The 26,573-nt window shown below is 67.3% G+C and carries 24 protein-coding genes and 1 pseudogene; 16 read left to right on the top strand and 9 right to left on the bottom strand.

All coding sequences use genetic code 11. From position 1 onward, the window contains the following. Positions 1-132 precede the first annotated feature (132 nt). Positions 133-996 (top strand): glycine betaine ABC transporter substrate-binding protein, encoded by an 864-nt coding sequence (locus tag H3O04_RS02920; protein WP_006486270.1) that lies wholly within the window; start codon positions 133-135, stop codon positions 994-996. A gap of 225 nt (positions 997-1,221) precedes the next feature. Further along, a complete protein-coding gene (locus H3O04_RS02915; protein WP_011547105.1) occupies positions 1,222-2,877 on the top strand; it encodes an APC family permease in 1,656 nt (551 codons plus the stop codon). Between the two features lie 110 nt (positions 2,878-2,987). Here the strand turns inward: H3O04_RS02915 and purU are convergent, their stop codons facing one another. Both purU and H3O04_RS36615 read right to left on the bottom strand, forming a co-directional pair. Continuing rightward, the gene (gene purU / locus H3O04_RS02910; protein ID WP_023475635.1) at positions 2,988-3,872 is read right to left on the bottom strand and encodes a formyltetrahydrofolate deformylase; all 885 of its coding nucleotides are present in this window, start codon (positions 3,870-3,872) and stop codon (positions 2,988-2,990) included. A gap of 204 nt (positions 3,873-4,076) precedes the next feature. After that, positions 4,077-4,939 (bottom strand): annotated as a pseudogene (locus H3O04_RS36615) (choline sulfate utilization transcriptional regulator). Between the two features lie 240 nt (positions 4,940-5,179). Here H3O04_RS36615 and betC point away from each other — a divergent pair. From betC to H3O04_RS02885, 4 genes are all read left to right on the top strand, one after another. Continuing rightward, positions 5,180-6,715 carry a choline-sulfatase gene (gene betC, locus H3O04_RS02900; RefSeq protein ID WP_202587104.1) on the top strand — a complete coding sequence of 512 codons (1,536 nt, stop codon included), beginning with the start codon at positions 5,180-5,182 and terminating at the stop codon, positions 6,713-6,715. Positions 6,716-6,760: 45 nt separating this feature from the next. Then, positions 6,761-7,726 carry a choline ABC transporter substrate-binding protein gene (gene choX / locus H3O04_RS02895; RefSeq protein ID WP_124477600.1) on the top strand — a complete coding sequence of 322 codons (966 nt, stop codon included), beginning with the start codon at positions 6,761-6,763 and terminating at the stop codon, positions 7,724-7,726. 260 nt (positions 7,727-7,986) lie between these two features. Beyond that, positions 7,987-9,126, top strand: coding sequence for a porin (locus tag H3O04_RS02890; protein WP_006480669.1), 1,140 nt, complete (start codon positions 7,987-7,989; stop codon positions 9,124-9,126). Positions 9,127-9,351: 225 nt separating this feature from the next. Continuing rightward, positions 9,352-10,602, top strand: coding sequence for an MFS transporter (locus H3O04_RS02885; protein WP_034175179.1), 1,251 nt, complete (start codon positions 9,352-9,354; stop codon positions 10,600-10,602). A gap of 13 nt (positions 10,603-10,615) precedes the next feature. On the opposite strand, the gene H3O04_RS02880 is transcribed toward H3O04_RS02885, so the two are convergent. The 5 genes from H3O04_RS02880 to H3O04_RS02860 form a co-directional block, all read right to left on the bottom strand. Beyond that, entirely contained in the window at positions 10,616-10,978 is a 363-nt protein-coding gene (locus H3O04_RS02880) for a YbjQ family protein (protein ID WP_006480671.1), read from the bottom strand. Positions 10,979-11,110: 132 nt separating this feature from the next. Further along, a complete protein-coding gene (locus H3O04_RS02875; protein ID WP_202587103.1) occupies positions 11,111-12,364 on the bottom strand; it encodes a M20/M25/M40 family metallo-hydrolase in 1,254 nt (417 codons plus the stop codon). A 79-nt stretch (positions 12,365-12,443) separates the two neighbouring features. Beyond that, positions 12,444-14,156 carry a M36 family metallopeptidase gene (locus tag H3O04_RS02870; protein ID WP_202587102.1) on the bottom strand — a complete coding sequence of 571 codons (1,713 nt, stop codon included), beginning with the start codon at positions 14,154-14,156 and terminating at the stop codon, positions 12,444-12,446. 492 nt (positions 14,157-14,648) lie between these two features. Further along, positions 14,649-15,593 carry a GlxA family transcriptional regulator gene (locus H3O04_RS02865; protein WP_006480675.1) on the bottom strand — a complete coding sequence of 315 codons (945 nt, stop codon included), beginning with the start codon at positions 15,591-15,593 and terminating at the stop codon, positions 14,649-14,651. Between the two features lie 129 nt (positions 15,594-15,722). Further along, a complete protein-coding gene (locus H3O04_RS02860; protein ID WP_023475641.1) occupies positions 15,723-16,685 on the bottom strand; it encodes a helix-turn-helix domain-containing protein in 963 nt (320 codons plus the stop codon). Positions 16,686-16,926: 241 nt separating this feature from the next. Here H3O04_RS02860 and H3O04_RS02855 point away from each other — a divergent pair, with 241 nt between their 5' ends. Genes H3O04_RS02855 through H3O04_RS02825 form a run of 7 tightly spaced genes read left to right on the top strand, consistent with a single transcriptional unit; the run spans position 16,927 to position 22,417 of the window. Further along, complete coding sequence (locus H3O04_RS02855; protein WP_006480677.1) at positions 16,927-18,084, top strand: amine dehydrogenase large subunit; 1,158 nt, start codon at positions 16,927-16,929, stop codon at positions 18,082-18,084. A 7-nt stretch (positions 18,085-18,091) separates the two neighbouring features. Further along, complete coding sequence (locus H3O04_RS02850; protein WP_006480678.1) at positions 18,092-18,646, top strand: MauE/DoxX family redox-associated membrane protein; 555 nt, start codon at positions 18,092-18,094, stop codon at positions 18,644-18,646. Further along, positions 18,643-19,278 carry a methylamine dehydrogenase accessory protein MauD gene (mauD, locus tag H3O04_RS02845; protein WP_034175181.1) on the top strand — a complete coding sequence of 212 codons (636 nt, stop codon included), beginning with the start codon at positions 18,643-18,645 and terminating at the stop codon, positions 19,276-19,278. The genes H3O04_RS02850 and mauD overlap by 4 nt, the downstream gene beginning before the upstream one ends. A 39-nt stretch (positions 19,279-19,317) precedes the next feature. Next, entirely contained in the window at positions 19,318-19,854 is a 537-nt protein-coding gene (locus H3O04_RS02840) for a methylamine dehydrogenase light chain (RefSeq protein ID WP_006480680.1), read from the top strand. Next, positions 19,851-20,351: a c-type cytochrome gene (locus H3O04_RS02835; protein ID WP_202587101.1), complete on the top strand. Its 501-nt coding sequence runs from the start codon at positions 19,851-19,853 to the stop codon at positions 20,349-20,351. The genes H3O04_RS02840 and H3O04_RS02835 overlap by 4 nt, the downstream gene beginning before the upstream one ends. Next, complete coding sequence (locus H3O04_RS02830) at positions 20,348-20,878, top strand: cytochrome c (RefSeq protein WP_202587100.1); 531 nt, start codon at positions 20,348-20,350, stop codon at positions 20,876-20,878. Before H3O04_RS02835 ends, H3O04_RS02830 begins: the two co-directional genes overlap by 4 nt. Before the next feature lie 33 nt (positions 20,879-20,911). Continuing rightward, on the top strand, positions 20,912-22,417 hold the full coding sequence (locus H3O04_RS02825; protein ID WP_105797896.1) for an aldehyde dehydrogenase family protein: 1,506 nt from the start codon (positions 20,912-20,914) through the stop codon (positions 22,415-22,417). A 57-nt stretch (positions 22,418-22,474) separates the two neighbouring features. Here H3O04_RS02825 and H3O04_RS02820 read toward each other — a convergent pair whose 3' ends face one another. Next, positions 22,475-22,918 carry a DMT family transporter gene (locus H3O04_RS02820; RefSeq protein ID WP_006480683.1) on the bottom strand — a complete coding sequence of 148 codons (444 nt, stop codon included), beginning with the start codon at positions 22,916-22,918 and terminating at the stop codon, positions 22,475-22,477. 121 nt (positions 22,919-23,039) lie between these two features. Here H3O04_RS02820 and H3O04_RS02815 point away from each other — a divergent pair, with 121 nt between their 5' ends. Then, positions 23,040-23,921 carry a LysR family transcriptional regulator gene (locus H3O04_RS02815; RefSeq protein WP_202587099.1) on the top strand — a complete coding sequence of 294 codons (882 nt, stop codon included), beginning with the start codon at positions 23,040-23,042 and terminating at the stop codon, positions 23,919-23,921. A gap of 62 nt (positions 23,922-23,983) precedes the next feature. On the opposite strand, the gene H3O04_RS02810 is transcribed toward H3O04_RS02815, so the two are convergent. Next, positions 23,984-24,151 carry a hypothetical protein gene (locus tag H3O04_RS02810; RefSeq protein WP_162595446.1) on the bottom strand — a complete coding sequence of 56 codons (168 nt, stop codon included), beginning with the start codon at positions 24,149-24,151 and terminating at the stop codon, positions 23,984-23,986. A 444-nt stretch (positions 24,152-24,595) separates the two neighbouring features. Here H3O04_RS02810 and H3O04_RS02805 point away from each other — a divergent pair, with 444 nt between their 5' ends. Then, complete coding sequence (locus tag H3O04_RS02805) at positions 24,596-25,549, top strand: choline ABC transporter substrate-binding protein (RefSeq protein ID WP_006480685.1); 954 nt, start codon at positions 24,596-24,598, stop codon at positions 25,547-25,549. A gap of 61 nt (positions 25,550-25,610) precedes the next feature. After that, positions 25,611-26,540: a 3-keto-5-aminohexanoate cleavage protein gene (locus H3O04_RS02800; RefSeq protein ID WP_023475649.1), complete on the top strand. Its 930-nt coding sequence runs from the start codon at positions 25,611-25,613 to the stop codon at positions 26,538-26,540. Positions 26,541-26,573: the final 33 nt, after the last annotated feature.

The following is a 26,573-nucleotide window of genomic DNA, read 5'->3' as shown; positions in this document are numbered from 1 at the left end:
GAAGCACGCCATCGGCTGTCCGGGCGCGTCGCGTCCGGACAAGCATCTGTCGGAAAACAACGATACCGCGGATTTGTGGTTGAAGAACCTAGAGAGACAACGCGCACGGTGCGCAGACCAAGGAGATCGACCATGAAACTGTTCGGAAAACTGTTGTGGACCGGCGCCCTGTCGGCAATGGTGGCATTGAGCGCATCGGCACTGGCCGATACGAAGCCGACGCTGAAAATCGGCTACGTCGAAGGCTGGGACGACAGCGTCGCGACGTCGAACGTCGCGGCCCGCGTCATCGAGAAGAAGCTCGGCTACGAGGTGAAGCTCGTGCCGGTCGCCGCCGGGATCATGTGGCAGGGCGTCGCGCGCGGCGATCTCGATGCGACGCTGTCCGCGTGGCTGCCGGTCACGCACGGCTCGTACTGGGACGAGTACAAGGCCAAGGTCGTCGACCTCGGCGCGAATTTCCCCGATGCGAAGATCGGCCTGATCGTACCCGCGTACGTGAAGGCGAAGAGCATCGACGACCTGAATGCGGAGAAGGGCAGCTTCGGCGGCCGGATCGTCGGCATCGATGCGGGCGCCGGCGTGATGCGCAAGACCGACGACGCGATCAAGAGCTACGGGCTGAACTACACGCTGATGCCCAGCTCGGGCAGCGCGATGACGGCCGAGTTGTCGCGTTCGGTCGGCGCGAACAAGCCGGTGATCGTGACCGGCTGGGCGCCGCACTGGATGTTCGCGAAGTGGAAGCTGCGCTTCCTCGAGGATCCGAAGAAGGTGTTCGGCGGCGCCGAGCACGTCGACAGCGTCGTGAATCCGGGCCTCGAAACCAAGGCGAAGCCGGTCGTCGCGTTCCTGAAGAAATTCCAGTGGAAGCCGGGTGAAATCGACAGCGTGATGCTGGCGATCCAGAACGGCTCGAAGCCGGAAGCGGCCGCGGATGCGTGGATTGCGGCGCATGCCGACCGCGTGAATTCGTGGACGGAAGGCGCACAGTAAGCACCTCGATCTACGTCGTACGAACCATCATAAAAATACGCCGGGAATGGCATGCAGGAATCCGAAATAATATGGATGAAATGCGGTCATATCCCGGAATTCTTTTGCGGATTCTGCAAAAAAGCGCGTAAGTTGTTACACTAGCGCCCTTGTGCGGAGTCATCTGCTTTGTATCGGAGCAGCGTAAGCGCCAACGCGCTAACACTGATCGAGAGGAGGAACTGGATGAGTCAGGCAGGACTGCGTGCTAATCGCACCAGTGATGTTGAGGCAACCATCTCACATGATTCGACGGGCCATACGCTGCACCGTGGCCTGACCTGGAAAGACGCTTTTTGGGTGACGAGCGGCGTGCCGGCAGGCGTGCTGTTCACGATCGGCGGCGTATGCGCGACGATCGGCCAGCCCGCGTGGGCGATCTGGATCGCCGCGATCACGATGGGGCTGATTCAAAGCGCGACTTATGCGGAAATATCCGGGCTATTTCCCCATAAATCGGGCGGCGCGTCGGTGTATGGCGCGATTGGCTGGGTGCGTTACAGCAAGCTGATTGCCCCGGTTTCCGTGTGGTGCAACTGGCTCGCGTGGTCGCCGATGCTTGCACTCGGCTGCGGCCTCGCGGCGAGCTACGCGCTCACGAGTCTCTTTCCCGCCAATGCGGCGGTGCTGCACTGGCAGCTCAAGGTTGCGGATCTCGGGTTCATCAAGCCGGGTCTGTCCCTGCGGATCAACGCGACGTTCATCATCGCGACGATTCTGCTTCTCATCACGTTCAAGCTTCAGCACAGCGGTGCGTCGAAGGCTGCACGTACGCAGCGCATTCTCGGCATTGCATCGCTCACGCCGCTGTTGATCGTCGGCATCGTACCGTTCGTCACCGGCGACGTGCCGATGTCGAACCTGCTCCCGCTCTTGCCGCTCGGTCACGACGCGCAGGGCAACCTCACGGCCGCGAGCTTCGGTTCGTGGAACGGGCAGGGCGTGACGATGGCGCTCGGCGCGATGTTCATGGCTGGCTGGGCCTCGTACGGTTTCGAGACGGCCGTCTGCTACACGCGTGAGTTCCGCGATCCACGTCGCGACACCGCGAAGGCGATCTTCTGGTCGGGCGCACTGTGTCTGGTCGTGATGACGCTCGTGCCGATGGCGTTCCAGGGCGCGCTCGGCACGCAGGCGATGCTCGATCCGTCGATCGGCGACGGCACCGGCGTCGCGGCCGCGATGGCGAAGATCGTCGGCGGCGGCGCGTGGGTCGCGAATGCGGTCGTCGTGATGTTGATGCTGTCGATCCTGCTGATCGTGATGACGTCGATGATGGGTTCGTCCCGCACGCTGTACCAGGCATCGGTCGACGGCTGGCTGCCGAAGTACCTGTCGCATGTGAACGAGCATGGCTCGCCCACGCGCGCGATGTGGACCGACCTCGGCTTCAACCTCGTGTTGCTGATGATGTCGGACTACATGACGGTGCTGTCGATCTCGAACGTCTGCTACATGCTGTTCGTATTCCTGAATCTCCAGTCGGGCTGGATCCACCGGATGGATCGCGGCAACTGGGATCGGCCGTTTCGCTGCCCGACCTGGCTGCTCGTCGGCGGCGCGATCTGCGGTTACGCGAACCTCGTCTACGTCGGCGCGGGCGCGAACCTGCAGGGCGAAGGCACGCTGCGCAACGGGCTGATCGCGATGCTGCTGATCGTGCCGGTGTTCCTGTTCCGCCACTACTGGCAAGATCGCGGCCGTTTCCCCGCACAGATGCAGCGGGATATGGAACTGGAAGTGCCGAAGCGCGCGCCATGGCTGAGCCTGATGCCGTATGCGGCGCTGATCGGCGCGGCGTTGACGATCTGGTTGTCGTATTACTTCGCGTGGGTGAAGTGATGCGGTAAGGCGGGCGCGCCGCCGTCGCACGACGACAAAAAGGCCCAGCCGGTTACACGCCGGTTGGGCCTTGTTCGTTTCCGCCGCGTTCGGGTGCGGCCGCCGCCCGCTTACGGAAACACCACCGTCCGGTCGCCGTTCAAAAATACCCGCCGCTCGATGAACGCCTTCACCGCCCGCGCGAGCGTGAGGCTTTCGACGTCGCGCCCCACCGCGAGCAACTGCTCCGGCCGCAGCGCATGATCGACGCGCTCGACGACTTGCTCGATGATCGGGCCTTCGTCGAGATCGTCGGTCACGAAGTGCGCGGTCGCGCCGATCAGCTTCACGCCGCGCGCATGCGCCTGGTGATACGGCTTCGCGCCCTTGAAGCCGGGCAGGAACGAGTGATGGATGTTGATCGCGCGGTTCGCGAGCTTCGCGCTTGTCTCCTGCGACAGCACCTGCATGTAGCGCGCGAGGATCACGAGCTCCGCGCCGCTCGATTCGAAGAAGTCGAGCCATTGCGCTTCCTGCTGCGCCTTGGTGTCGGCCGTGATCGGGAAGTGGCGGAACGACAGCCCGTGCTGCGCGGCGAGCGGCTCGAAATCGGGATGGTTCGACACGATGCCGACGATGTCCATCTTCAGCTCGCCCATGCGCCAGCGGAACAGCAGATCCGCGAGGCAGTGCTCGAGCTTCGACACCATGATCAGCACCTTCGGCCGTGCATTGACGTCGTGGATCGCCCACTGGTTGTCGCCATCGTGGCCGCCGAGTCCGGCCGCGATTGGCGCGAATTCCTGGCGCAGCGCGTCGATCTGCAGCGTTTCATCCGTCGGATGAAAGACGCAGCGCACGAAGAAGCGGTTGCTGAGATCGTCGTCGAACACGTTCAGCGCATCGACGTAGCAGCGATGGCGATCGAGAAAGCCGACGACGGCGGCGACCTGACCGGCCGCGCTCGGGCACGACAGTGTCAGGACGAATTGATCGGGGCGGTGCTCGGCGGTCATGAGACTCCTCGGATGGCAGGGCGCACGGCCGCGCGGCGGCGCACGACAGCGCCGCGCCGCGCGGGTAGCGGGAGGCTCAAGTAAATCAGGACGATTTCGGCGCGGATAGAACCAACGCGCCGTGTGGCTGGTATCGGTGCGCCAGCGGGCGGGAGCGAGGAAGGGGCGCGGAGAAGCGGAACGGACGCGAAGGCGCGTGCTGCGTCAGGCCGCCGCGCACGCGTCGAGCAGCCAGCGCCGGAACACGTGGGTCGCGTCCGGCTCGGGCCGCTGTGGCGGGCGCACCAGGAAGTAGCCGCGCGACGTGACGACGGGCGCATCGACCAGCTTCACGAGCTGGCCGGCCGCGACGAGTTCGTCGACGAGCGGCGCCCAGCCGAGCGCGACGCCTTCGCCGAGCAGCGCCGCATGGATCACGAGCGCATAGCTGTTGAAGGTCACGCCGCGGGTGGCGGCCGGCGATTCGAGCCCGAGCGCTGGCTGTCGTGCAGCAGCGGCAGCGCGAGCAGGTGCTCGGCCCGCGCGACGCCCCGGTGCGCATCGCGGAACGCGGGCGAGCAGACGGGCGTGACGGATTCCGGAAACAGCCGCGCGGCCGTGCACGACGGCCAGTGGCCGTCGCCGAACAGGACCGCGATGTCGCCGTGGTCGCGTTGCGCGTCGTAATCCTGTGACGTGACGACGCGCACGTCGACGTCCGGCATCACGCGTTTCAGCCCGGCCAGGCGCGGCATCAGCCAGTAGGTCGCGAAACCGAAGTCGGTGACGATCGTGAGTGCGCCGTGCTCGCGGCGCGCGCGCAACGTCGCGGTTGCGCCGCGCAGCGTGTCGAGGCTCAGCCGCACGGCTTCGTACAGGCACTGGCCGTCGGCCGTCAGCGTGACGCCGCGCGGGCTGCGTTCGAACAGCGGCACGCCGAGTTCGGCTTCGAGCTGGAACACCTGCTGGCTCACGGCCGGCTGCGTCGAGCCGAGCTCGCGCGCGGCGGCCGTGAAGCTCGCCAGCCGGGCAGCCGATTCGAACGCGCGCAGCGCCTGCATCGACGGTAACGGTTCGGGTTTCGACATAAGTCCCTCTAATGGCCCCATAAGGGCCGGACGCCTACCCGCGTGAATTCGGGCGGGCGATAGTGCAGCGGACGGTACGGCACATGCGCTTCGCGCGCCGCCGCGCAATGCATTCGGCAATTCTAGCCAGCGCGGCCCCTGCGCGCGGCAGTTTCTGCGGACCGCCTCCGTCATGCCGGACGTCTCGCTGCCAAGGCGGCGCGTCGTTCCATTCGAACACCGCTTTCCCCACGATCGCCGATGACGAACCCGAAACCCAACATCCTGATCCTGATGGCCGACCAGCTCACGCCGTTCGCGCTGCCGGCCTACGGCAACCGCGTCGCCCGTACGCCGACGCTCGACCGGCTCGCCGCCGAGGGCGTGGTGTTCGACGCCGCGTACTGCGCGAGCCCGCTGTGCGCGCCGTCGCGCTTCTCGCTGCTGACCGGCAAGCTGCCGTCGGGGATCGGCGCCTACGATAACGCCGCCGAATTGCCGGCGCAAACGCTGACGTTCGCACACTACCTGCGCGCGGGCGGCTACCGGACGATGCTGTCCGGCAAGATGCATTTCTGCGGGCCCGACCAGTTGCACGGCTTCGAGGAGCGCCTCACGACCGACATCTATCCGGCCGATTTCGGCTGGGTGCCGGACTGGGACCAGCCGACCGAGCGGCCGAGCTGGTATCACAACATGAGCTCGGTGCTCGATGCCGGCCCGTGCGTGCGCACGAACCAGCTCGACTTCGACGACGAAGTGACGTTCGCCGCGAAACAGAAGCTGTACGACGTCGCGCGCGAGCGTGCGGCCGGGCACGATGCGCGGCCGTTCTGCATGGTCGTGTCGCTGACCCATCCGCACGACCCGTATGCGATCACGCGCGAATACTGGGATCTGTACCGCGACGAAGACATCGACATGCCGGCCGTGCGGCTCGATGCGGCCGAAAGCGATCCGCATTCGCAGCGGCTGCGCTTCGTCTGCGAGAACGACCGCACGCCGCCGACCGACGCGCAGATCCGCGCCGCCCGCCGCGCGTATTACGGCGCGACGTCCTACGTCGACACGCAGTTCGGCAGCGTGCTGGCCGCGCTCGAGCAATGCGGGTTCGCCGACGACACGATCGTGATCGTCACGTCCGACCACGGCGACATGCTGGGCGAACGCGGGCTCTGGTACAAGATGACGTTCTTCGAAGGCGGCTGCCGCGTGCCGCTGATCGTGCATGCGCCGGGCCGCTTCGGCGCCGCGCGGGTGCGCGGGCCCGTGTCGCACGTCGACCTGCTGCCGACGCTCGTCGAGCTGGCCGGCGCCACGCCCGCCGGCGGCTGGCCGGACCCGGTCGATGGCGCGAGCCTCGTGCCGCACCTGCACGGCACGCCCGCGCACGATGTCGCGCTCGGCGAATACCTCGCGGAAGGCGCGCTTGCGCCGGTCGTGATGATCCGGCGCGGCGACTGGAAATACGTGCATTGCCCGGCCGATCCCGACCAGCTCTACAACCTGTCGGACGACCCGCGCGAGTTGACGAACCTGGCCGGGCAGCCGGAAGCCGCCGACGTGCTCGCCGCGTTCCGCGCGGAGGCCGCGCAGCGCTGGAACCTGCCCGAACTGGACCGGCAGGTGCGCGCGAGCCAGCGGCGCCGACGCTTCCATTACGCGGCGACGACCCAGGGCCGCATCCACGCGTGGGACTGGCAGCCGTTCACCGACGCGAGCCAGCGCTACATGCGCAATCACATCGAACTCGACACGCTCGAGGCGATGGCGCGTTTTCCGCGCGTCGGGCGCTGAGCGTCCGACGGTGCGAACATTCATGAACGACGGAGGAAGCGGACGATGAAACGGCAATGCAATGCAGCAATCCGAAGGATCGGCGCGGCGCTTGCCGCCGCCGCGTGCGTGGCGGCGCAGCCGGCGCATGCCGCCGATCCGCAGACGTGCGACGCCGTGAAGATGGCGGCGCCCGGCTGGACCGACATCGACGCGACGAACGCGATGGCGGGCGTCGTGCTGAAGGCGCTCGGCTACCGGCAGGACGTGGCGAACCTGTCGGTGCCGATCACGTACCAGGGGTTGAAGAAAGGGCAGGTCGACGTGTTCCTCGGCAACTGGATGCCCGCGCAGGCGCCGCTCGTGAAGCCGTTCGTCGACGAGAAATCGATCGACGTGCTGCATGCGAACCTGAGTGGTGCGAAATTCACGCTCGCGGTGCCCGACTACGTGGCCGCGGCCGGCGTGCACACGTTCGCCGATCTCGCGCGCTACGCGGACCGCTTCGGCGGCAAGATCTACGGGATCGAGCCCGGCGCGCCCGCGAACCAGAACATCAAGCGGATGCTGTCCGACCACGTACTGGGGGCCGCGAACTGGTCGCTCGTCGAATCGAGCGAGACGGGCATGCTCACGCAGGTCGAGCGCGCGGTGCGCGACAAGCGCTGGATCGTGTTTCTCGCGTGGGAGCCGCATCTGATGAACACGAAGTTTCATCTGACGTATCTGTCGGGCGGGGATGCGTACTTCGGCCCGAACTACGGCGGCGCGACGGTCAACACGGTCGCGCGTGCCGGGTTCGCCGGCCAGTGCACGAATCTCGCGCGGCTGTTCCGGCAGATGACGTTCTCCGTCGACGTCGAGAACCGGATGATCGCCGACATGCTCGACAACAAGATCTCGCCCGCGCTCGCGGCGCAACATGCGCTGAAGGCCGAGCCGGCGCTGGTCGCCGGCTGGCTCGACGGCGTGACGACGGCGGCCGGCGCACCGGGCCTGCCGGCCGTGCGCGCGGCCCTCGACGGCCGTTGATTCCCTCCCTCCGGGCGGCCGATGTTTACCGTGCCGCCCGTCTACGTGTTTTCCCGATCCGTCGCATGGCGACCATTTAGTGTCGCCTTCAGACGGGTGACCTGAAATATGGGTTTGTATTTTTCGCCAATGGCTGCGTTATTGCGGAAAACGAAATACCGAAGCCAGCGGGGCGGTCTGAATTCGAATCCACCGGCGCATCGCGGCACGCGTCGGGACGAGATTCTATCCATCGAACGGTTCAGGGAGGGTGGTCGATAATGAAGCATACGAAAGTTGCCGTAGCCGCCGCGCTTGCATGCGCGGCCTGTATTCCCGCCGTCGGACATGCGCAAAGCAGCGTGACGCTGTACGGGATTCTCGACGCGGGTATCACGTACGTGAACAACACGGGCGGTTCGCACGTGGTCAAGTTCGACGACGGCGTCGCCTACGGGAACCGCTTCGGCCTCAAGGGCACCGAAGACCTGGGCGGCGGCCTGAAGGCCGTGTTCACGCTCGAGAGCGGCTTCCGTCTCGGCAACGGGCAACTCGGCTTCGGCGGCGCGGAATTCGGCCGGCAGGCGTATGTCGGGCTGCAGAACGACTGGGGCACGCTGTCGTTCGGCAACCAGCTCGACATCACGAACGAACTCGTATCGATCTACAACATCTCGGCGTGGGGCAGCGGCTATGCGATCCACCAGGGCGACTTCGACCGCTTCAACGGCGACCGCCTGCCGAACTCGGTGAAGTTCCTGTCGAACGACCTGAACGGCTTCAAGTTCGGCGCGATGTACTCGTTCGGCAACGTCGCGGGCAATTTCCACCGCGACAGCGCATGGAGCGCGGGCGCGAGCTTCACGAAGGGCGACTTCTCGATCGGCGCCGCGTACACGCGCCTGAACAACCCGCACGGCATCTACGCGTTCGACCCGTACGCGATGATCGGCACGCACACGTTCCTCGGCCAGCAGACGGTCACCGTCGATCCGGCGACCGGCGCGCGCACCGACCTGTTCGCGAACACGCCGATGGACGTCGACAGCCAGGGCACGTTCGGCATCGGCACGAGCTACACGATCGGCAAGCTGACGCTCGACGCCAACTACTCGTACACGACGATCAAGGGCTTCGGCCAGTCGTCGCACATGCAGGTGTACGAAGGCGGCGGCCTGTACCAGTTCACGCCGGCGCTGAGTTTCATCGCGGGCTACCAGCACACGCGCTTCGAAGGCCATCACTGGAACCAGGGCACGGCGGGCCTGCATTACCTGCTGTCGAAGCGTACCGACATCTACATCTCCGGCGATTACCTGCGCGCGTCGCAGGGCGTCGATGCGGTGGTCGGCTACAGCTTCACGCCGTCGACGACGCAGACGCAGGCCGACGTGCGGATCGGGATGCGGCATTCGTTCTGAGCGGAGTGGCGGGATGGTGTGACGTCTTCAGCGAGGTCTCTCTTTGGCGCGAACCGCGGTTCGCGCTTTTTTTTGTGATGGCGCTCGGGGCCGGCGGTCGGCCGGTTTTCGGCGGTTGGCATATCATCGCGATTTGGCCGCGTCCGCACCGTTGCCGCACGCACTCGCGTGCGTCGTTGTTTTCCCGAACGGCTGCGGTGCGCACCGCCGACCGCCGAGAACCCGATGACCACCCCCGTGCCCGATTCCAGTCCGTTATCCCCGTTACCCGCCAACCTGTTTCGCCACGCGCCGTTCCAGCGTTTCTGGGGCGCGCGCGTGATGTCGTCGCTGGCCTTTCAGATCCTGTCGGTCGCGATCGGCTGGTACGTGTATGCGCTCACGCACAGCGCGTTCGCACTCGGTCTCGTCGGCCTCGCGCAGTTCGTGCCGATGTTCGCGCTGACGCTCGTCGTCGGGCAGGTGGCCGACCGCTACGACCGCCGGCGCATCGCGACGATCTGCCAGAGCGTCGAGGCACTGGCCGCCGGCGTGTTCCTGCTCGGCGCGGTGCAAGGGTGGCTGGCCGCGCCGGCCGTGTATGCGCTCGCGGCGATCGTCGGCACGGCGCGTGCGTTCGAGTCGCCGTCGGTGTCGTCGCTGTTGCCGGCCGTCGTGCCGCGCACCGACCTGCCGCGCGCGACCGCGCTGTCGACGTCGGCGAACCAGGCCGCGCAAATCCTCGGGCCCGCGTTCGGCGGCTTGCTCTATGGTGTCGGCGCACCCGTCGCGTTCGGCACGAGCGTCGCGGCATTCGCGGTCGCGGCGATGCTGAGCGGCACGATTCCGCTGCGCAGCGCGCCGCCCGCCCGCGAGCCGGTCACGCTGCGCTCGGTGTTCTCGGGCATCGCGTTCATCCGGCGCGAGCCGGCGATTCTCGGCGCGCTGTCGCTCGACCTGTTCGCGGTGCTGTTCGGCGGCGCGACCGCGCTGCTGCCGATCTATGCGCGCGACATCCTTCAGGTCGGCCCGTGGGGGCTCGGGGCGCTGCGCGCGGCGCCGGCGGTCGGCGCACTCGCGGGCACGCTGTGGCTCACGCGTTTTCCGTTGAAGGGGCGGCCGGGCCGCGCGATGTTCGGCGGCGTGATCGCGTTCGGCATCGCGACGATCGTGTTCGGGTTGTCGCGGCACTTCGCGTTGTCGCTCGTGGCATTGGCCGCGCTCGGCGCATCGGACGTGATCAGCGTCGTGGTGCGCCTGTCGCTCGTGCAACTGCGCACGCCCGACGACATGCTCGGCCGCGTGAGCGCGGTCAACTCGCTGTTCATCGGCACGTCGAACCAGCTCGGCGAATTCGAATCGGGCGTGACGGCTGCGTGGTGGGGCGCGCCGGCCGCGATCGTCGTCGGCGGCGCGGCGACGGTCGCCGTCGCGCTGGCGTGGATGCGGCTCTTTCCGCAGCTCACGAACATGAAGTCGCTCGAACGCGACGCGTGACGCGCATCACACGTCACGCGTCCTGCGTCACGCGCACGGCGGTGCCGTAGCAGATGACTTCGGTCACGCCCGAGCCGATCTCGGTCGAGTCGTAGCGCATCGCGACGATCGCATTCGCACCGAGCTTGCGCGCATCGGCGAGCATCTTGTCGAACGCCTGCTCGCGCGCCTTCTCGCACAGCGACGTATAGAGCGTGATGTTGCCGCCGAAGATCGTCTGCAGCGACGCGCCGAACGAGCCGACGATCGAGCGCGAGCGCACGACGATGCCCTGTGCGACGCCGAGCGAGTGAACGGTCGTATGGCCGGGCAGGTCGAACGCGGTCGTGACGCGGGCGGGCGACAGGTCGTCGATGGAGCGAGTGGGTTCGGTCATGATGGGCAAGCGTGTAGCGAGTGGTCGAACGACGATTCTAGCCGGCCGGAGACAACGTATTCGAACGGGCGCACCCGTGCGGGTGAACGCCCGTTTCGTCGCCGAACGCGACAATCGCTCGATGAAGAGCGCTCAGTGCTTGACCGTCGCGCCGGCAATGCCGCCGAGATCGACCGCATAGGCCAGCGCCAGCTTGCCGAACTTCAGTGCATGGTTGGCCTGTCGATCCGAGTTCTCCAGCGTGTCGTTCACCGTGTGGATGTACGGGCTGTCGTTCTGGTCGGCCTCGAACGGGAACGATGCCGGATACCCCTGCGCATTCCACGACGCGTGGTCCGAGCACGCATACCCGCACTGCGACGTGCCGATCGCAAGCTCCGGCAGGTAGGTCGCAGCCAGATTCTTCACGTAGGTGTTCTGCGCCGCGCTCGTGTAGTCGGTGATCAGGTAGATATCCTTCGGATCGCCCTTGTAGTTCGTCATGTCGAGCTGCAGCACGCCGACCACGTTCGCATTCTGCGCGCGGAACTGCTTCGCGATCGCCTTCGAACCCAGCAGGCCGGCTTCCTCGGCCGCATACCCGACGAACTTGATGGTCCGTTTCGGCCGGTAGTCGTTCGCGAGCAGCACGCGCAGCGCCTCGGTGAGGCTGGCGATGCCCGACGCATCGTCGTCGGCGCCGGGCGAGCGCGTGTTCTCCGTCGTGCGGCCGACGGTCGAATCGAGGTGGCCGCCGAGCACGACGGTGCCCGCGGCCGGATCGCTGCCGCGGATCGTCAGGACCACGGATTTCTGCGGAAAACCCGTATGTGCGAACTGTTCGACGGCGATGTCGGCACGCGAACCCGCCAGCTGCTTCCATTGCAGTGCGAGCCAGTCGGATGCGGCGACGCCGTGCGACGTCGTGTAGTAGCGGTTCGTGAAACCGGACAGCGACGTGATCGTACCGACGATGTTGCTGGCCTGCAGTTGCTGGACCCACGTGCCGATCTGCGGCACGTTCGACACCGTATACGCGGGGGCGGCGGCCTGTTTCGCGAGCGTCGCCGGCAACGGTTGCAGCGCCTGCCGCGCGTCGTCGAACGAATCGTGAACGACGTAGCCGGGCCCGTGGCCGCGCGTGTGGTGGACCGCGTGGGCCAGCTCGCCGAGCCGGGTATCGTCGATCTCGACGACGTGAACGGTTTCGCGGCGCGCGGCGCCGTCGGCCGCCTTGCCGGCATCGACGCTCGTGCTGTATTGCGCGGTTGCGGTCGCATCGATGCGTTGAAGCTGGCGGAACGCGGTGTCGCCGAGCGTGATCCAGACGGGCGTCGCGTGCGCGGCGGCGGTCAGCAGCATGCCGCCCAGCGCGGCGCTCAGGCGGGTCGGTTTCAGAGTAGGCATGTTCGATCTCATGGGGATGGCGATGTCGGAGAAGGGAGCGCGCCGCAGGTCGTGTGACGCGCTCCCGCCTGCTGCGGCATTACGACTTCTGCGGAACGGTCACGCCGTACGTGCAGCTCTTGTTGTACGCGTTGCCGATCGCGGTGAGCTGCGCGCTGCTGTAGCCGAGCGCGGAGGCGGCTGTCAGCACGGCCTGGGCGGCCGCCTTCTGGTTGGTCGAGCTGTTGGTCATCGACAGCCCCTTCAGGAACGCCTTGTCCATCGCCTGCGCGCCGATCGCATCGCGCGCGACGAGGTTGCACGACGCCCAGTACTGGCCGGCCGTGTGGATCTCCGCGCCGCGGGCCTGCGCATAGGTGCGCCCGACGTTCCAGTTGGTCACGCGGCCGCCCCAGAACTCGTTGTGACCGTCCCAGTTGTAGACCCAGTGATACTGCGCGTCGGACGGGCTCCACTGGTTGAAGTCGCGGCTGTACGCGGCGGCGAGATAGTCGCCGGTGCCTTCCGACAAGCCTTCCTGTTGCGACAGGCCGCCGTTGGTGATCCAGTCATGGATACCGTGGCCGAGCTCGTGGATCACGACGTCCGCGTCTTCCGCGTCGTCGACGCCGCCTTGCCCGAAGGTCAGCCGGCCGCTGCTCGACGAATACGACGAGTTGTCGTCGCCCGATTCGCCGTGCGGGTCGTACTGCACGCCGCCCGTGTACTGGTACGGCAGCGCCTTGATGCCGAGTGTCTGGTTCACGTACCGCAGGAACGTGTCGATGTGGTAGTACACGTTCACGGCCTCGAAATACAGGTTGCCGCGCGTGAATTCGAACGCGGGCGTGGACTGCGACGGGCACGCCTTGTCGAGCGGCGCATCGAAATCGACGCATGCCGCGTACGGGCCCGTCAGCGTGTAGCGCGTGCCAGATTGCGCGAGCTCCTTCAGCGTCACGCGCACGCGTGCGGCCGTGAGTTGCGTCGAATCGGCGTCGCTGCTGTCCTTGTAGCCGGTGCTGCCGTAGCTGCTCTTCGTCGGCGACAGCGGATCGGGGCGGAACACGAAGCCGGTGCCGTCGGTCGCGTAGAACGCCTTGTCCTCGGCGCGCAGCACTTCGCCGCTGCCCGAATCGATCAGCAGTTCCCAATCGCCCTTCGGGCCGTCCTGCGGGCGGCCGCGCACCTTCCACGCGGTATGCGTGCCGGCCTTGTCGACGAACGCGACGAGTTGCGCATCGAGATGCGTGAAGCCGCTCACGCCGAGATACGCGCGGGCGCGGTCGAGCGCCTGCTGCTGGTCGACGGCCTGCGACTTGCGCGTCGTCGCGACCACGCCGCCGATCGTGTTGCTCGCGACGTACAGGATGCGGCCGTCCTTCGCGACGGTCACCGCGATGTCGCTGCCGTACACGGGTAGCCCGGCAGCCTGCTGCTGCAGGCGCACGACGGTGAAGTCGGCATCGTTGCGTTCCGACGTGACGACGAGGCTCGCGAGCGCCGCCGCGTCGAGGCCGAGCTGCGCCGCTTGCGACGCGACGAAGTCGCGAGCGGTGGCGGCGGGCGTCGCGGCGGCTTTCTTGACGCGCCAGGCCGGGTTGTACAGCGTGACGGCGACGCCGTCCGCGCGGAATTGCCCGACGGCCGTATCGGCTTTCGCGGCCGGCGGCGCGACGCCGCGCGTCAGGCTTTCGCGCAGGCTGGCGGCCTGCGGATTCGACACTTTCGTATCGGCCAGGGTGCCGCCGACGATGCCGAAACCGAGCGCGAGACTCAGGGCGAGCGGCAATGCTTTGCGTGATGTCTGCATACGTGATCCTCATCTCAACGGTTGGACACGCCCGCGCGCTCGTGGCGAGCAGGCACGACACGGCCCGCGCGCCGGTTCGATGGAACCGGTGCGGCGAAGCGGTGTGGGGAGTATCGACTGACTAAGGAGGACTAAATGTCAGGTCGAAAAGAAGCGGGCAGGCAAAGAGGGAGACGCGCGTGAAGGGATGCGAACGGCAGGCAGGTGCGGTGACGGCGAAGCGAGCATCGTCATGTCATACCCCTCGGATCGATATTGGATATCGGTGGGCAGCCTGCGTGGCGCGACGTGCGCCGAGATGCAGCAGGCGTGTCGTTAGGCTGCCTATCTAACTTTGTTTGATATGTTACAGAATATTTTCATCGACATTCCAAATTATTTTCGACGACCGCTTCGGTTGGTCGATCAATTGCCGGCATTGTTCAGCGAGCGGCGGGAAACGCTGCCGGAACGTGCAATACCGCGTCGGATTGTGATCAAAAGCCGTGACGATCAGCGTGTCGCACGCCGGTCGCTGCGCGGGCTCATCCCGAATCGTGCGCGATAGGTACGGGAGAAATGCGACGGCGATTCGAAGCCGCACGCGACGCACACCGACGTGATGCTCATGTCGGTCTGCTGCAGCAGCTCGCGTGCGCGATCGAGGCGCAGGTTCAGGTAGAAGCGCGTCGGCGTGTCGTTCAGCGTCGCGCTGAACAGTCGTTCGAGCTGGCGCCGCGTGATCGACACTTCCTGCGCGAGCGCGTCCGAGCCGAGCGGGTTCTCCATGTGCCGCTGCATCGTGCCGATCACCTGGATCAGCTTGCGGTTGTGCACGCCGTAGCGCGCGGCGATCTCGAGCCGCTGGCTGTCCGAGCGCTGCCGGATGCGGCTGACGACGAACTGCTCGGAGATCGCCGCCGCGAGATCGGCGCCGTGCCGGCGGCCGATCAGGTCGAGCATCATGTCGATCGACGCGGTGCCGCCCGCGCACGTGATGCGCCGGTCGTCGATCTCGAACAGCTCCTGCGTCGCGTTCAGGCCGGGATAGCGCTCGCGGAACGCGGCCAGCGCTTCCCAGTGCAGCGTGAGCGGCTGCGACGCGTCGAACAGCCCGGCTTCCGCGAGCACGAAGCTGCCCGTGTCGATGCCGCCGAGCGTCGCACCATGCCGGTGCTGGCGGCGCAGCCAGTCGCCGAGCGTGCGCGTGTAGCACACGAGCGGATCGAAGCCCGCGACGACGAACACCGTATCGACCTGCGGGACGTCCGCGCACGCGGCTTCGGCGGCGACCGGAATGCCGTTGCTCGCGGCGACGGGCGCGCCGTCCGCGCTGATCACGTGCCAGCGATACAGCTCGGTGCGAAAGCGGTTCGCGACGCGCAGCGGCTCGACCGCGGACATGAAGCCGAGCGCGGAGAAGCCGGGCAGCAGCAGGAAGTGGAAATCCTCGGGCATCGGGGCGTGGGGTGGAAGCAGGTGGTCGTCGCGCGACGCGCGACGCGGCGAGCGGGCCGGCGCGGGCCGCGCCCGGCTCGCGGGCGCCGAACGGTCAAGCCGGAATTATCGCGGGTTTTTTGCCGGCGTTCAGCGCGTTTTTGCGCGATGCACCGTCCGGCGGGCCGTCGCCGACGGCAATTCGCCGAACTGGGCCTTGTACACGCTCGCGAAATGTCCGAGATGCAGGAAGCCCCAGCGTGCGGCCGCCTCGCTGATCGGCAGGTCGGATTGCCGCGTGTCGAGCAGCAGGCGTCGGACCTGCGCGAGGCGCAGCGAGCGTGTGTAGTTGAGCGGACTCGTCTGCACGACCGACTGAAAGCTGTTCTGCATCGTGCGCCGGCTCACGCGCAGTTGCGTGCACAGGCTCAGGATGTCGACGGGCGCTTCCGGGTGCTCGATCACGTAGTCGTGCACGCGGCGCACGATGTCGGCGTGGCAGGCGTGCGTGAGCCGGTTCGACGGCTCGGGCATCCGGTACGTGAGGAGATCGACGAGCACGTTGCCGACGTCGGCGCGGATCGCGCACTGCGCGCGTGCCGCGTCGAACGTATCGGGCGCCGACAGCACGCGTTCGAGCAGCGTCGCGAGCTGCACGCTCGCGCGTTCGCGCGCGGCGACCGGCACCTCGACGACGCCGCGTCGCAGCGCGCGTGCGTCCAGCCGGACGTCGGCGGCATCTTCGATCTGCTGCATCAATCCGGGTTCGACGACCACGCCGATCAGCGACATGTCGTCGGGTGAATGGAGTTCGAACGGTATGCCGCCCCGCGCCATCACGATCGTGCCGCGCTCGAGGCGCGCACCGCCGAACGCGAAGGTGCCGGAGCCGGTGAGCGGCATCCCGAACACCGTATGGCCGTGCGGCAAACATCCGCGCTGGATGATGCGCACGTTCGCCGTTTCCTGGAACAGCTGCACGCCGTCGAGCACCGCGTGCTTGACCGCGCTGCGATACGCGCCGGACCCGATCTGGTCGTAACGCTGATCCCAGCCGCGCAGCGCCTCGGCATGCCGGTCTGCGTCGTCGAACCTCTGATGTAACACGAGCACGGCGCCTCCGGCGGTCGTTCGGACCGCGCAAGATTAAACCGGCCGAGCGGTCGGCGCAATAAGGAGGAGCGCTATTCCGGACACGTGCTGCAGAGGGTCGGAAGGGGCGCGGGGCAGACGGCTTTCACGCGCATTTCCAATATCCCGAATCGGCACGTACGCGTTGCCGGTCCGGGTGCTGGACGGTTTTATTGTCGAACTACAGTCGCCCCACATAACGTGAATTCCCACTGGAGGCGGCATGAGGACAAGGCGACGAACCGCGGCGCTCGCGGCGACGCTGGCGTTGGCAGCGGCATGGGCCGGCGGCGCGAACGCGGCGGAAAAACCCGAGGAACTGGTCGTGCAGAAGATGCCGCCATGGCATCCGCACGAGGTCTATATCGTCGACATCTCGATGCCGTCGATGACCGACGGGCGCATCTACGTGTACGACGCCGATGCGAAGAAGCTGCTCGGCCAGATCGACGGCGGCTTCGGCCCCGGCTTCGCGATCTCGCCCGACCGCAAGACCAGCTTCGTCGCGACGACCTATTTCTCGCGCGGCTCGCACGGCACGCGCACCGACGTCGTCGAGATGATCGACAACACGACGCTCGATCACGCGGGCGAGATCGTGATTCCGGCGAAGCACGCGCAGCACGTGCCGTCGCCGTACAACACCGCATTCAGCGCCGACGGCAAGCGGCTGTACGTCGCGAACATCACGCCGTCCGCATCGGTGACGGTGATCGACGCCGTCTCGAAGAAGGTGCTGTCGGAGATCGACACGGCCGCGTGCGTGCTTGCGTATCCGTCGGGTAACGACCGCTTCACCGCGCTGTGCGAAAGCGGCAAGGCGCTGACCGTCACGCTCGACGCGAACGGCAAGGAGACGAAGCGCACGATGTCGGAGGCATTCATCGACGTCGACAAGGACCCGGCGTTCGTGAACGCGTCGCGGTACAAGGGCGAATACCTGTTCACCACCTACGGCGGCAACGTGCGCAGCGCCGATTTCAGCGGCGACAAGCCGGCGTTCGGCAAGCCGTGGCCGCTGCTGACGGACGCCGAGCGCGCCGAAGGCTGGCGCCCGGGCGGCATGCAGCAGACGGCTGTGCAGGCGAAGCAGAACCGTTACTACGTGCTGATGCACAAGGGCACCGACGGCTCGCACAAGGACCCGGGCACGCAGGTGTGGGTGGTCGACCTGAAGTCGAAGCAGCGCGTCGCGCGCTGGGATCTCGCGCAGCTGAAGGTCGAGCCGCTCGTGTCGATCCAGGTCAGCGAGGACGACAAGCCGCTGTTCTACGGGCTGACGGCGACCTCCGACCTCGTCGTGATGGACGCGCGTAGCGGCAAGCTGCTGCACGTCGAGAAGCAGGTCGGCAATACGTCGACGCTGCTCGTCAACCCGTGAGGCCGCGATGACCGTCGATCCCGTACTCGCCACCAGCGCGCAGGCCGGCGCGGCCGCCGTCGTGCTGCTCGGCGCCTTCGCGAAGATGCGCCGGCCCGCCGCGTTCCGCCAGGCGCTCGCCGGCTACCGGCTGCTGCCCGATGCGCTGACCGCGCCCGTCGCGTTCGCAATTCCGCTCGCGGAAGCGGTCGCCGCCGTGGCGCTGCTGTTTCCCGATACGCGCACGGCCGGCGCGACCGGCCTGATCGCGTTGCTCCTGGCGTTCGCGGCCGGGCTCGCGATCAACCTGCTGCGCGGCCACACCGACATCGACTGCGGTTGTTCCGGCTTCACCGCCGCCCGAGCCGACGCCCCGCGCGGCATCGGCTGGCTGCATGTCGGCCGCGTGTTGCTGCTCGTCGCGCTGGCCGCGACCGCGTTCGTCGAGCCGGGCACGCGCGCCGTCGTGTGGTTCGACTACCTGACGCTGTTCTTCTCCGTGCTGCTGATCGTCTGCGCGCTGCTCACCGTCGACGTGCTGCTCGCCAACGTCCCGCGCCTTTCCCACCTGAGGAATTCATGATGCAAACCGCTCTCACCGTCTCCACCGCCCTGCTGTGGGTGGCCGTCCTCGCGCTCGGCGCGATCTGCCTCGCGCTGGTGCGCCAGGTCGGCATCCTGTACGAACGCATCATGCCGGCCGGCGCGCTGATGATCGACAAGGGGCCGGCGGTCGGCGCGATCGCGCCGACATTCGAACTGACCGACATGCGCGGCGCGCAGGTGAAGGTCGGCGGCATCGACGCGGCGGGCAAGGCCACGCTGTTGTTCTTCCTGTCGCCGACGTGCCCCGTCTGCAAGAAGCTGCTGCCGCTGCTGCCGTCGCTGCAGGCCAGCGAGGCGACGCCGGTGAACATCGTGCTCGCGAGCGACGGCGATGCCGACGAACACACGCGCTTCGCGCGAAAGCACGACCTCGGGCGCTTCCCGTACGTGCTGTCGCAGGAGCTCGGCCTCGCGTACCAGATCGGCAAGCTGCCGTATGCGGTGCTGCTCGACGAAACGGGCACCGTGCGCGCGAAGGGGCTCGTCAACACGCGCGAGCATCTCGAGAGCCTGTTCGAGGCGAAGGAGCGCGGCGTCGCGTCGCTGCAGCAGTTCGTGCACGGCGATCATAGCCACGATGCCCACGACGGACACGCGCAGCACGCGTGACCGGCCGAACCTTTTTCAACGTCATTGGAGAACGACGACATGGGCGTGTTTGATTCATGGTTCGAGCGGTCGGCGCGCGGCGTCGCGCAGCACAGTTCGCGGCGCAGCGCGATGGCAAGGCTCGGCAAGGTGCTGGTGGGGTCGGCACTGCTGCCGCTGCTGCCGGTCGACCGCACCGCGTATGCGGCCGATGCACCATCAGGGGCGTCAGGCGCATCCGGTGCCGGCGCGAGCGACGATCCGACGAGCTGCGACTACTGGAAATACTGCGCTATCGACGGCTGGCTCTGCAGCTGCTGCGGCGGCACGTCGAGCAGTTGCCCGCCGGGCACGACGCCTTCGCCGATCACGTGGATCGGCACCTGCCGCAATCCGCACGACGGTTCGGACTACATCGTGTCGTACAACGACTGCTGCGGCAAGACATCGTGCGGCAAGTGCTTCTGCAACCGCAACGAGCGCGAGAAGCCGCTGTACAAGCTGTCGTTGAACAACGACATCAACTGGTGCATGGCGAACGGTAATTCGAATTACCACTGTTCGGTTTCGGTTCTGCTGGGAGCGGCGAAGCAATGAAAGTGAAGCAAGCAGGAAAGGGCGTCGTTGTGTGCATGGCGGCCGTCGCGGCGTTCGCGTTGCCGCACGCGGCGCACGCACAGGAAATCGTGCATTACCCGGCCGGGAAAAGCCTGTTCGACGCGCAGTGCGCGGTGTGTCACCAGGCGGGCGGGAAAGGGCAGGACGGCCTCGCGCCGCCGCTGACCGAGTATCCGGGCAAGTACGCGGCGGCGGAAGCCGGGCGGGCGCAGTTGATCGCGACGCTGCTGCACGGGATGTTCGGCGAGATCGAGGTGCACGACAAGCGCTACAACTTCAAGATGCCGTCGTTCGCGAGCGCGAGCGACGACGACATCGCGCACGTGCTGAACTACGTCGTGTTCGACCTCAACGCGCGGCACGGCGACGCGAAGCCGTTCACCGCGGCCGATATCCGTGCGGCGCGAGCGAAGCAGATGGACGGCACGGCCGTGCATGCGCAGCGCGCGGTGGTGATCAAGGGGCTCGGCCTGTGAACGGCGTGCGCGCGTCCGTGCACGGCACGCGGTGCGCGTCGTCGTCGTGGCTCGGCGGTTTGTCGCATCGGCTTTCGTGCTGGCTGCTGCTGGCGGGCGCGGCGGCTGGTGCGTTCGCCATGCCCGCGCAGGCCGACGACGCGGCCGATGCCGCGCTCGCACGGCAGCACTGGGTGCTCAACTGCATGGGTTGCCACACGGCGACGGGCGGCGGCATTCCCGGCAAGGTGCCGCCGCTCCCGAATTCGCTCGGCTATTTCACGCATCTGCCGGCCGGGCGCGAGTACGTGATGCGCGTGCCCGGCGCGTCGAACTCGGCGCTGTCGGATCGGGAACTGGCCGACGTGCTGAACTGGGTGCTCACGACGATGAACCGCGATGCGCTGCCGCGCGACTTCAAGCCCTATACGGCCGCCGAAGTCGCCGCGCACCGCCGTCCCGCGCTGTCCGACGTCGCGACCGTGCGCGCCGGTCTCGTCCGTGCGTTGCAGGCGCGCGGGATCGACGGCGTCGCGGATCGCTACTGACCGACTCACTCAACGAATCAGGGAAACAGGAACATGGAGACGAACGAAACCTTTGCGTTGCTCGACGCGACGCGCGCGTTTCTCGCGAAGCCGAAGCAGATGCTGATCGGCGCCGAGTGGAGCGATGCCGCGTCGGGCCGCCAGCTCGATGTCGTGAACCCGGCCGACGGCACCGTGCTCGCCCGCGTGCCGGAAGCGGACGAACGCGACGTGCAGCAGGCGGTCGTGGCCGCGCGCCGTGCCTTCGATGCAGGCCCGTGGCGCACTGCGAAGACCACCGACCGCGAGCGCCTGATGCTCGTGCTCGCCGACCTGATCGAGGCCAATGCGCGCGAGCTGGCCGAGATCGAATCGCTCGACAACGGCAAGCCGGTGATGGTCGCGCAGGGGCTCGACGTCGCGATGGCCGCGCAGTGCTTCCGCTACATGGCCGGCTGGGCGACGAAGATCGAAGGCAGCGTGATCGACGCCGGCATGCCGTACCTGCCGGACAGCGAAATCTTCGCCTATACGCGCAAGGAGCCCGTCGGCGTGGTCGGGGCGATCATTCCGTGGAATTTCCCGTTGCTGATGGCCGCGTGGAAAATCGCGCCGGCGCTCGCGACCGGCTGCACCATCGTGCTGAAACCCGCCGAAGACACGCCGCTGAGCGCATTGCGGCTCGGTGAGCTGATCCAGGCGGCCGGCTTTCCGGACGGCGTCGTCAATATCGTCACCGGCTACGGTCGCACGGCCGGCGCGGCGCTGTCGCGCGATCCGCGCATCGACAAGATCGCGTTCACCGGGTCGACGCAGACGGGCAAGACGATCGGCTACGCGGCGCTCGACAACATGACGCGGATGTCGCTGGAGCTCGGCGGCAAGTCGCCGGTGATCGTGCTGCCCGACGTCGATCTCGACAAGGCCGCGCTGGGCGTGGCGAATGCGATCTTCTTCAACCAGGGGCAGGTGTGCACGGCCGGTTCGCGCGCATACATCCATTCGCAGGTGTTCGACGGCGTGATCGAGCGCGTCGCGAAGATCGCCGCGAGCCTGAAGATCGGCCCGGGGATGGACCCGGCGACACAGATCGGCCCGCTCGTGTCGGCGAAGCAGCGCGAGCGCGTGTGCGGGTACATCGACTCGGGGTTCGGCGAGGGCGCGCGTGCCGCCGCGGGCGGCCGCGCGATCGACGGCCCCGGCTTCTTCGTCGAACCGACGGTGCTGGTCGATACGACGCAGGCGATGCGCGTGGTGCGCGAGGAGATCTTCGGGCCGGTGCTCGTCGCGATGCCGTTCGACGACGTCGATACGGCCGTGCAGCTCGCGAACGACACGCCGTACGGCCTCGGCGCGAGCATCTGGTCGAACGATCTCGCGGCGATCCACAAGCTGATCCCGCGTATTGCCGCGGGCACCGTGTGGGTCAACTGCCACTCGCTGCTCGACAACGCGTTGCCGTTCGGCGGGATGAAGCAGTCGGGCTTCGGCCGCGAACTCGGTCGCGCGGTGATCGACCAGTACACGGAGAGCAAGTCGGTGATGATGAACACCGCGTGAGCGTCGCGGCGCGTGCATGCGTTGCCGATATGCCGGTCACGTACGCACGCGCCGCCGTCAAGCGCGGATCAGCACGACCCCGAGAATGAGGCACGCCGCGCCGGCCACGCGGATCGGGCTTGCGGAATGCTGAGCGATGCCCAGCACGCCGAAGTGGTCGAACACGAGCGCGCCGGTCATCTGTCCGACGACGATCAGCGCGAGCGTCGTCGCCGCGCCCAATCGCGGCACCATCAGGATCGCAACGCCGACGAATACCGCGCCGAACAATCCCCCCGTCCAGCTGAACCACGAGCCCGCGCCGGAGAACGTGCCGCTCAGGCGCGGGTGAGGCGACAGCAACGCGACTGCCAGCATCGCGGCCAGGCCGACGAGGTAGCTGACCGAGCCGGCCCACCACGGCGAGCCGATTTGCGCGCGCAGGTTCGCGTTGAGCACCTGCTGCAACGCAACGCTGATGCCGGCCGCCACGACCAGCAGATAAGACAGGAGGGTAGCCACGAGGATGAACGCTCCGAAAGGATGGCCGCAACGGTGATGGCGGCATGGAGGGCTTTCATTCTGCGGAGCGCGCCGGTATAACGCAAATATCGAATCTGACGCTCATCCATCTCGTTTCGGCATGCCATCACTCCGGCAAATCCAGTATTTCCTGACCGTCGCGGATCTCGGCGGCTTCACGCCGGCCGCGGGTGCGCTCCATGTCGCGCAGTCGGCGCTCAGCCGGCAGATCGGCCAGCTCGAGGACGAACTCGGGTTCGTGCTGTTCGACCGCGAGCCGAGAGGCGTGCGGCTCACGCCGGCCGGCGCGCTCTACCGCGAACGCGTGGCGTCGATCCCGGCCACGCTGACGGCGGCCGCCGACGAAGGTGCGCAGTTGTCGCGCGGGGAGGCCGGCGTGCTGCGGCTGCTGCATTCCAGTACCGTGCCCGTCAGCAGCCTGATGCCGGATCTCGACCGTTTCATGCGCGATTGTTCGGGCGCGCGCATCGATCTCGATCGTGCGTCGTCGGAGGATCAGGTGACGGAGATCGCGAACGGCCACGCCGATATCGGGATCGTCCGCCTGCCGGTGCTGCGGCGCGATGCACGCGTGCGTTTCGTCGAACTGGCGGCCGAGCGCCTGTGCGCGGCGCTGCCGGTCGATCATCCGCTCGCGGGCCGCAAGCGCATCGCGATAGCGCGGTTGCGGCGCGAGCCGTTCGTATCGGCCGTGTATCGGGAGCGCGGCGGCCTCGCGCGCGTCGTGATCGATCTGTGCCTGAAGCGCGGCTTCGTGCCGGCGGCCGCGCGGATCGTGTCGCCGAAGACGTCGATGTTGAATCTCGTCGCGGCCGGCCGGGGCGTGGCGATCGTGCCGGCGCGGATGGCGAGCATCGGGATCGACGGCGTCGTGTTCGTGCCGATTTCGGACGAGGATGCGAGATCGGTGTGCGCGCTGGTGCTGCCGGTCGAACCGACGGTGCTCGCGCAGGCGTTCGTTCGAGTGGTGACGGCGGGCTAAACGCGCCGCATCGCCACCGTACCGGCCCGAGAGTTCGGCTGGCCTGCGCCCGACGTCGATACTCAGACGCGGTACCCCGCATCGTGCATCAACCGGCGCGACGCGTCGCCGCGCGGGCCTTCCGCATCGAATCGCGCGCGAAGTTTCGCATCCGCGCCGCGCATCACGCCGCGCTGCATCGGCACGATGAGGGCGACAAGGGCGACGACGAAGAAAGCGGCAAGCATCATGGTGTTCCTTGGCGGAAAGACCGGAGACCGACATCGCGACGGCCGGCCGTGTCCGTGCGCGTCCGTTACAGCGACGCGCAACGGCCGGACACGAGGCGGCACGGCTACAGGCGGGCCGCGCGCGATCGCCCGGCGACTGCCAGCATAGGGCCGGTCAACCGGATCCGGCGACCTGTCGGAAATCCGTCAGCAAAGCCATGGCGGAATCGAAAGGCGAGCGCCGCATCCGGGCAATCTCGCCGCACGCCAGAAAAACCCCAAACGCCCATCCATCAAGCCTCAAGCGAAACCTAGTGGTTTCCACTCATAGTCGCAAACAGGCAAGAACAGGTCGCCGCCGGTCTTCTCGCGGCGAATATGGCTCGTTACTTTTACTCCCACGATGCAGGCCGGCGCACACTTCGCGCACCGGCTGCCGCGAGACCAACCGGGAGGAACCGAACCATGAAGTCGACGAAGATCGCCGCGCTCGCCGCGGCCGTGCTGGCGACCGGCGCGTTCACGCACGCCGCGCTGGCCGAGACGGAGGCCACGACCTGCCGGACCGTGCGTTTCGCGGATATCGGCTGGACCGACATCACGTCGACCACGGCGCTCGCGTCGACCGTGTTCGAGGCGCTCGGCTACAAGCCGACCACGACGATCGCGTCGGTGCCGATTTCGTTCGCCGGCCTCAAGAGCAAGCAGCTCGACGTGTCGCTCGGCTACTGGTGGCCCGTGCAGCAAAAGCAACTGCAACCGTTCCTCGACAGCAAGTCGATCAACGTCGTCGAGCCGCCGAACCTGTCGGGCGCGAAGGCGACGCTCGCGGTGCCGAGCTACGCATACCAGGCCGGCCTGAAGACCTTCGACGACATCGCGAAACACCGCGCGGAACTCGACGGCAAGATCTACGGGATCGAGCCGGGCAGCAGCGCGAACGCGACGATCCAGAAGATGATCGACACGAACCAGTACGGGCTCGGCGGCTTCAAGCTCGTCGAATCGAGCGAAGCGGGGATGCTGGTGACGGTCGAGCGCGCGGTCCGCGACAAGAAGTGGGTCGTGTTCCTCGGCTGGGAGCCGCATCCGATGAACATCCAGCTCAGCATGAACTACCTGTCCGGCGGCGACGCGGCGTTCGGCCCGAACTACGGCGAAGCGCGCGTGTACACGCTCACCGCGCCGGACTTCATCGCGCGCTGCCCGAATGCGGGCAAGCTCGTGACGAACCTGCGCTTCTCGACGCAGCTCGAGAACCAGCTGATGCAGTCGGTGATGAACAAGACCAAGCCGGCCGAGGCCGCGAAGGCGTACCTGAAGAAGAACCCGCAGGTGCTCGATCCGTGGCTCGCGGGCGTCAAGACGTTCGACGGCAAGGACGGCCTGCCTGCCGTGAAGGCGTATCTCGGCCTGTAAGGGCCGGCGCCCACGCGCTATCTGCAATGCGACACAACCCGAATCAAGCGAGGCATCCCGCATGAACCACGAAGTCATCATCACCTGCGCCGTCACCGGCGCGGGCGATACGGTCGGCAAGCATCCGGCGATTCCGGTCACGCCGAAGGAGATCGCGGCCGCCGCGATCGAAGCCGCGAAGGCCGGCGCGACGGTCGCCCACTGCCACGTGCGCGATCCGCAGACGGGGCGCGGCAGCCGCGACCCGAACCTGTATCGCGAAGTGGTCGACCGCATCCGCTCGGCCGACGTCGACGTGATCATCAACCTGACGGCCGGCATGGGCGGCGATCTCGAGATCGGCCCCGGCGAGGACCCGATGCGCTTCGGCAAGGGCACCGATCTGGTCGGCGGCCTCACGCGCCTCGCGCACGTCGAGGAACTGCTGCCCGAGATCTGCACGCTCGACTGCGGCACGCTGAATTTCGGCGACGGCGACTACATCTACGTGTCGACGCCCGCGCAGTTGCGCGCCGGCGCGAAGCGCATCCAGGAACTCGGCGTGAAGCCGGAGCTGGAGATCTTCGATACGGGCCATCTGTGGTTCGCGAAGCAGTTGCTCAAGGAAGGGCTGCTCGACGATCCGCCGCTGTTCCAGCTGTGCCTCGGCATTCCGTGGGGCGCGCCGGCCGACACGGGCACGATGAAGGCGATGGTCGACAACCTGCCGCCCGGCGCGCACTGGGCGGGCTTCGGGATCGGCCGCATGCAGATGCCGATGGTCGCGCAGGCGATGCTGCTCGGCGGCCACGTGCGCGTGGGCCTCGAAGACAACATCTGGCTCGACCGCGGCGTGCATGCGACCAACGGCACGCTCGTCCAGCGCGCCCGCGAGATCGTCGAGCGCCTCGGCGGCCGCGTGCTGACGCCGGCCGAAGGCCGCCGCAAGCTCGGCCTGCCGGCGCGCGGCGAACGTGCGCTCGAACGTCGCGCGATCGCCGAATTCGCGTGAGCTTTTTCACCCACTGACTGACATGGCACGGCG

The organism is Burkholderia sp. KCJ3K979 (assembly GCF_016759955.1).
Classification (GTDB): domain Bacteria; phylum Pseudomonadota; class Gammaproteobacteria; order Burkholderiales; family Burkholderiaceae; genus Burkholderia; species Burkholderia orbicola.
This window is presented reverse-complemented; position numbering and strand designations above follow the sequence as displayed.

Bases quoted from the DNA above. Each gene is read 5' to 3' on its own strand.
- H3O04_RS02800 (WP_023475649.1), top strand. From the start codon at position 25,611: ATGAACCACGAAGTCATCATCACCTGCGCCGTCACCGGCGCGGGCGAT.
- H3O04_RS02835 (WP_202587101.1), top strand. From the start codon at position 19,851: ATGAAAGTGAAGCAAGCAGGAAAGGGCGTCGTTGTGTGCATGGCGGCC.
- betC (WP_202587104.1), top strand. From the start codon at position 5,180: ATGACGAACCCGAAACCCAACATCCTGATCCTGATGGCCGACCAGCTC.
- H3O04_RS02840 (WP_006480680.1), top strand. From the start codon at position 19,318: ATGGGCGTGTTTGATTCATGGTTCGAGCGGTCGGCGCGCGGCGTCGCG.
- H3O04_RS02850 (WP_006480678.1), top strand. From the start codon at position 18,092: ATGACCGTCGATCCCGTACTCGCCACCAGCGCGCAGGCCGGCGCGGCC.
- H3O04_RS02855 (WP_006480677.1), top strand. From the start codon at position 16,927: ATGAGGACAAGGCGACGAACCGCGGCGCTCGCGGCGACGCTGGCGTTG.
- H3O04_RS02875 (WP_202587103.1), bottom strand. From the start codon at position 12,364: ATGCCTACTCTGAAACCGACCCGCCTGAGCGCCGCGCTGGGCGGCATG.
- H3O04_RS02810 (WP_162595446.1), bottom strand. From the start codon at position 24,151: ATGATGCTTGCCGCTTTCTTCGTCGTCGCCCTTGTCGCCCTCATCGTG.
- H3O04_RS02815 (WP_202587099.1), top strand. From the start codon at position 23,040: ATGCCATCACTCCGGCAAATCCAGTATTTCCTGACCGTCGCGGATCTC.
- H3O04_RS02865 (WP_006480675.1), bottom strand. From the start codon at position 15,593: ATGCCCGAGGATTTCCACTTCCTGCTGCTGCCCGGCTTCTCCGCGCTC.
- mauD (WP_034175181.1), top strand. From the start codon at position 18,643: ATGATGCAAACCGCTCTCACCGTCTCCACCGCCCTGCTGTGGGTGGCC.
- H3O04_RS02890 (WP_006480669.1), top strand. From the start codon at position 7,987: ATGAAGCATACGAAAGTTGCCGTAGCCGCCGCGCTTGCATGCGCGGCC.
- H3O04_RS02825 (WP_105797896.1), top strand. From the start codon at position 20,912: ATGGAGACGAACGAAACCTTTGCGTTGCTCGACGCGACGCGCGCGTTT.
- purU (WP_023475635.1), bottom strand. From the start codon at position 3,872: ATGACCGCCGAGCACCGCCCCGATCAATTCGTCCTGACACTGTCGTGC.
- H3O04_RS02805 (WP_006480685.1), top strand. From the start codon at position 24,596: ATGAAGTCGACGAAGATCGCCGCGCTCGCCGCGGCCGTGCTGGCGACC.
- choX (WP_124477600.1), top strand. From the start codon at position 6,761: ATGAAACGGCAATGCAATGCAGCAATCCGAAGGATCGGCGCGGCGCTT.
- H3O04_RS02915 (WP_011547105.1), top strand. From the start codon at position 1,222: ATGAGTCAGGCAGGACTGCGTGCTAATCGCACCAGTGATGTTGAGGCA.
- H3O04_RS02885 (WP_034175179.1), top strand. From the start codon at position 9,352: ATGACCACCCCCGTGCCCGATTCCAGTCCGTTATCCCCGTTACCCGCC.
- H3O04_RS02920 (WP_006486270.1), top strand. From the start codon at position 133: ATGAAACTGTTCGGAAAACTGTTGTGGACCGGCGCCCTGTCGGCAATG.
- H3O04_RS02880 (WP_006480671.1), bottom strand. From the start codon at position 10,978: ATGACCGAACCCACTCGCTCCATCGACGACCTGTCGCCCGCCCGCGTC.
- H3O04_RS02870 (WP_202587102.1), bottom strand. From the start codon at position 14,156: ATGCAGACATCACGCAAAGCATTGCCGCTCGCCCTGAGTCTCGCGCTC.